The 5,462-nt window shown below is 52.5% G+C and carries 5 protein-coding genes; all 5 read left to right on the forward strand.

Features of this window, described 5'->3' with window-relative positions; genetic code table 11:
* The first annotated feature begins 203 nt into the window (after window positions 1-203).
* Window positions 204-1,610, forward strand: a complete 1,407-nt coding sequence (locus QZL66_RS08280) for a helix-turn-helix domain-containing protein (protein ID WP_022411252.1) — start codon at window positions 204-206, stop codon at window positions 1,608-1,610.
* Window positions 1,611-2,151: 541 nt separating this feature from the next.
* Complete coding sequence (locus tag QZL66_RS08285; RefSeq protein WP_022411254.1) at window positions 2,152-3,177, forward strand: aromatic acid exporter family protein; 1,026 nt, start codon at window positions 2,152-2,154, stop codon at window positions 3,175-3,177.
* The gene (locus QZL66_RS08290; RefSeq protein ID WP_022411255.1) at window positions 3,174-4,088 is read left to right on the forward strand and encodes a LysR family transcriptional regulator; all 915 of its coding nucleotides are present in this window, start codon (window positions 3,174-3,176) and stop codon (window positions 4,086-4,088) included. The genes QZL66_RS08285 and QZL66_RS08290 overlap by 4 nt, the downstream gene beginning before the upstream one ends.
* Window positions 4,085-4,633: a phosphodiesterase gene (yfcE, locus tag QZL66_RS08295; RefSeq protein ID WP_022411256.1), complete on the forward strand. Its 549-nt coding sequence runs from the start codon at window positions 4,085-4,087 to the stop codon at window positions 4,631-4,633. The genes QZL66_RS08290 and yfcE overlap by 4 nt, the downstream gene beginning before the upstream one ends.
* A 160-nt stretch (window positions 4,634-4,793) precedes the next feature.
* On the forward strand, window positions 4,794-5,462 hold a 669-nt coding region (locus QZL66_RS08300; protein ID WP_293602044.1), incomplete at its 3' end, for a family 16 glycosylhydrolase.

The raw sequence follows: 5,462 nt of genomic DNA on the forward strand, positions 1-5,462 counted from the left end.
ATTATAATATGTCACATGTCATAAATGAAAATAGAATATATGTGCAAGGAAGATGCTGGAAAAACTATGCCGGATTTTCTGCAAAATCGGAAAAAACAGCGGAAAATGCGCTTGTTTTCACATCGGTTTTTCGGGATAAAATGTTGCACATTGGACATGAATTGTTGTATAATAAAAGAAAAAGCAGGAGAAGGAGGAAAATTGTGTCTGATTTTGGGGAAGAACTTTCTAGTCTGATGGCGAAAAAAACGATCTCGGCGGAGAATCTCTGTCAGATGGCGGAGCTGAATCCGGCGTACTTGGAGAAGCTGAAGTGCGGAAAGCTGCTGCCGTCAAACTATGGAGTTGTGAAAAAAATTTCTGAGGTGCTGGGGCTTGTGCCGGAGGAGGAATACCAGCTGTGGAATTCCTATAAGGCGTCGAAGCTGGGAGAAAAGCACATGTGCACAGAGGAAGCACTCAAAGCACTGTTTGCGCTGCCGGCGGCACGTCCACAGCGGGTGCCGGGAGAGATAAATGCAGTGTCCTTGCAGAACGGTGTGCCGATTTGCGGCAGAGAACGGGTGTACCAAGCCATCCGGCAGCTGCTTCGGGAGAGCACAGATTCTGCGGATCTGCTGCTTCATGTGGAACAGCAGGAGTTCTGCCGGATTTTAGGGGAGGAAATCTGGGAGAAGGGTGCGGATTACCGCTGCCGCCTGCTGCTGTATCTGCGGGAGGAGCGAATGGCGGAGAAGAATGTGGCCTCGTTTGGAATGCTGGTGCAGGCGCTTTTGTCCGGCAGGATCGAGGTGCACTATAATTACATTGTGGCGGAGAAGCTGGTGGATTATATTCTGTTTCCGTTTTTGATTCGGACGGAACAGGCGCTTCTGCTGCTGAATCAGGACTTGTCCGCTGCGCTCTATCTGGACGAGCCGGAAACAGTGGCGATCTATGGCAGTTATTTTCAGAAAAAATACGGGAATGCCAGACAGCTCTGCGCTGTATTCGAGAGCGCAGACCGATTTATTCGGGAGAGCCAGGTGCTCTTTGCCGAGGACGGCAGCACGAAGCCCATGGATTTTTACATTCTCAGCAGAAAGCCATGTGTGATTTTTGAAAACGATGAGAAAATCGTGCGGGAGCATGTCTGTGCTGAGAATATGGCAGATGGCTTTGTCGAAAATTATATGACGTTCCTGTACGAGAAGATCTTCAGCGGGGTAAAGAAGATGAAAATTCTCTTCTGCCGTGACGGAATGACGGACTTCCTGAACAGCGAAGAATTTCACGAGTTCCACCCGACTGTGGACAAGTCCATTCCCAAGGCAGTGCGGCAGGAGTTTTTCGGAAAGATGATCCGGCAGGCACAGGAGAATGACAACATGCAGCTTGGACTGCTGGAAAACGCACTGTTCACCCGGCGGCGGCACTGCATCAATCTCTGGTCTACCGGAAAAATGCTGCTGATGTTCGACTTTGAGGACAGCTATCGTCTGGTGCTGCTGCAGGAGAACACCATTGTGTCTGCGATAATCGAGTATTTTCGGGCACTGCGGAAGGCGGAGGCAGTCCGCACCAAGGAGGAAACACTGGAGATCATGCAGCAGGAACTGGATGCATGTTAAAGTGATATCACAAAAAAACAGCGGATGGGAAAAGCAAATTTCCATCCGCTGTGAGAACCCGTTTTTGCAGGACGTGTGTCTGCGAAAACGGGTTCTTATCGTTTCATCCCATAGACAATGCCGCATTCTTCCGGCGCACAAGTTTTTGCAGCAATACTGCTGGTACGGTTGGAACAGTCCGTACAATTGGAACCGCAGGTCAAGACATCTGTGCTCCGGAAGCCGGCAGATGCCAAACGGGAAGCGGCAAGCATTGCTTTCCTGTAAACCGGAAGAATACGGCATTGTATTTTGTGAAAATCCTTAGAATGAATTACAACTTTATTATACCGCATATTTTTTCGTCTGTAAATGTACGAATTGCACAAAAAAATATTGCAATAATTGTGGAATACGCTGTATCCGGAGTGACGCAGCACAATTTTCGGAAATTTTGCAGGCGCTCAGACACCTTGATTTTTCTGTCGGAATTTGCTATAATGAATCAGGAAATCCTGTGCCGCCGCAGAGCGGTGCAGCACATGGAAAGGGAGGAAAACGCTTGCAAAAATTCTGGAAACAGATCAATTGGATGAAGGCGCTGAAAATTGCAGCAGGTGCGGTGGCAGCGATTCTGATTGCTGAGGCGATGGGCTTGCAGAACGCAGCTTCTGCCGGTATCATCACACTTTTGACTGTACAGAACACCCGCCGGGAAACGGTGATGAGCAGTGTGCGCCGTGTGCTGGCATTTTGCATCATGACGCTGCTGAGCATGCCGCTCTATCATTTCTGCGGGACAGAACCGTGGACGTTCGGACTGGTGCTTCTGCTGTTGCTGCTGATTTGCTATGGACTGCACATGGAGGACTCCACCCCCATCAATGCGGTAATGGCGACGCACTATATGCTGGCAGGCGGTGTGACCTCCGGCATGGTGGGAAACGAACTGCTTCTGCTGCTCATTGGCAGCGGCATCGGCGTCTGTCTGAACTGGTTCATGCCACGAAACCGGAACAGGATCCAGCGGATGCAGCAGGAGCTGGACGGCGAGATACAGGGTATTCTGGAGCGGATGGCGGTTCGGATTCTGGAGGCAGATCACACCGGCTACGGGGACAGCTGCTTTGCCAAAACGGAACAGCTGTCGGCAGCGCTGCGCAGGGAGATCGACATCTTTTTGCAGAACCAGACGTGGGAGGACGACACTTACTGGATGCGCTATGTCATGATGCGGCGGGAGCAGTGCCGTGTGCTGGAGGAGATGTACCGCCAGCTGCTGCGCCTGACTCAGATTCCGGAGCAGGCAAAACCGCTGTCCGAATTTTTCGGCGAGGTGGCACAGCATTTCCACGAGGGCAACGACTGCACCGCACTTCTGGCACGTTTGGAACAGCTGCACACCGCCTATCAGGAGGATGCGCTTCCGGAGACACGGGAGGCGTTTGAGAATCGTGCGCTGCTCTACTGCATTCTCACGGAGCTGCGGACGTTTTTACAGATCAAGCAGCAGTTCTATCTGTCCCTGCCGGAGCAGGAGCGGAAACAGGTGTTTGAACGGCTGGCACAGCAGGAGGAGAAGCCATGACGCTACAGCAATTGCGGTACGCCGTTGTGACGGCGGAAAAAAAGACCATCAGCGAGGCGGCAGCCTCCCTGTATCTGGCACAGCCAAGCCTGACCAAGGCGCTGAAAGAGCTGGAAAAGGAGATGGGCATTACCATTTTCACCCGCACCAACCGTGGCGTTGCGGTTTCCAAGGAGGGCGAGGTCTTTTTGGGCTATGCCCGGCAGGTGCTGGAACAGGCGGCGCTCATCGAGGAAAAGTATCTGGCGCACACGGGGGAAAAGCAGGAATTCTGCGTTTCCACCCAGCACTATTCCTTTGCCGTCAATGCTTTTGTGTCGCTGATTCGGGCGTGCGGCAGAGAACACTATGATTTCCGCCTGCGGGAAACACAGACCTACGAGATTCTGGAGGATGTCGCCAAGATGAAAAGCGAGATCGGCATCCTGTACCTCAACCCGTTTAACGAGGCAGTGCTGCGGAAGCTGATGCGTGCGCAGGAGCTGGAGTTCACGGAACTGTTTGTGGCAAAACCTCACGTCTTTCTCAGCAGCCGGCATCCGCTCTCTCAGAAGTCCGAGGTGACTATGGCGGAGCTGCAGCCTTACCCATACCTTTCCTTTGAACAGGGAGAGCACAACTCGTTTTATTATTCCGAGGAGATTTTCAGCACGGAGAACCGTCCGAAAAACATTCGGGTGCGGGATCGTGCGACGCTGTTCAATCTGCTGATCGGGCTGGATGGCTATACGGTTTGCAGCGGTGTGATCGATGAGGAACTCAACGGAAAAGATATCATTGCCGTTCCCTTACAGGCAGAGGGCGAGATGCACATCGGCTATCTCACCCGAAAACGTGCGGTTTTGAGCCGGCTCGGGAACCGCTATTTGACGGAACTGAAAAAATATGCACAGGAGGAAATAAAGAAATGAAATGGATGATCGCATCAGATATTCACGGCTCGGCATATTACTGTGAGAAGCTGCTGGCAGCATATCAGCGGGAGCAGGCAGACCGGATGCTGCTGCTGGGAGATCTGCTCTACCACGGCCCGCGGAACGATTTGCCGGAGGGCTATGCGCCCAAGCAGGTGATTGCAATGCTCAACGGCCGGAAGGAGGACATCCTTTGTGTGCGGGGCAACTGCGAGGCTGAGGTAGACCAGATGGTGCTGGACTTTCCGGTTCTGGCGGAGTACGCCATTCTGACCGAGGGCACACGGATGATCTTCGCCACCCATGGCCATGTGTTTAACGAATCGCACCTCCCGCCGCTGCACAAAGGGGATATCCTGCTGCACGGCCACACTCATGTGCCGAAGTGCACGGAGCACGAGACGTATGTCTATCTGAACCCCGGTTCGGTGTCCATCCCCAAGGAGGGCAGCCATCACGGGTATATGACGCTGGAAAACGGCGTGTTCCTGTGGAAAGATCTGGAGGGCAACGAAAAGCATCGGTATGCGATGCACGCTTGAGGTTACAGCGTGTGCTTCCTGAAAATCAGGTTAAGAAATTACTATTTTTGTCATGATTGCAGTATGCATTTTGTCGTGACAGTGGTATAATTGTCTTAAATTCATTTGATACGTGGAACATTTTTTGGACGAGATGATGATTTTTCAGGAGGGAATTTCTATGAGACGAAATCGAATGAGCGCTGTGGCGATTTCTCTGGCGGTTGTGCTGGGAATCGGCGCAGCAGGAGCTTTTCCGGCTGTTTTTGCGGAGCAACAAAACGTAACTGGCGATGTGAACGGGGACGGCGTTTGTGACAGCAGGGATGTCCGGCAGATGCAGCGGTACCTGCTGGGTGCAGAATCGAATGGCGTATCTGCTGCGGATGTAAATGGAGATGGCGTGCTGGATGGTTTGGATTTGGCAGTGCTTCGTGACCTCGCAGCAAATGGCAGCGGAACGGGGATCCCGGACTACGGCACACCGATGGACACCACCGCCGATGCGGTTGCAGATTTCCGTGCGGGAGAATCTCCGCTGTTCTTTGCGTCTGACGGCTGGACGAACGGCAATCCGTTTGACTGCGGATGGTATGCGGAAAATGCCGTGGTGAAGGACGGCGCACTGCATCTGAGCATCGACAAGGATTCCACAGGCAAGTATAATTATTCCGGCGGTGAGTACCGCACCAACGACCACTATTCCTACGGCTACTACGAAACCTCCATGCAGGCAATCAAAAACGACGGTGTGGTGTCCTCGTTCTTTACGTACACCGGTCCGTCGGAGAACAATCCGTGGGATGAGATTGATATTGAAGTACTGGGCAAGGACACCACCAAGGTGCAG

The organism is Ruminococcus sp. CAG:330, assembly GCF_000437175.1.
Taxonomy (GTDB): domain Bacteria; phylum Bacillota; class Clostridia; order Oscillospirales; family Ruminococcaceae; genus Ruminococcus_C.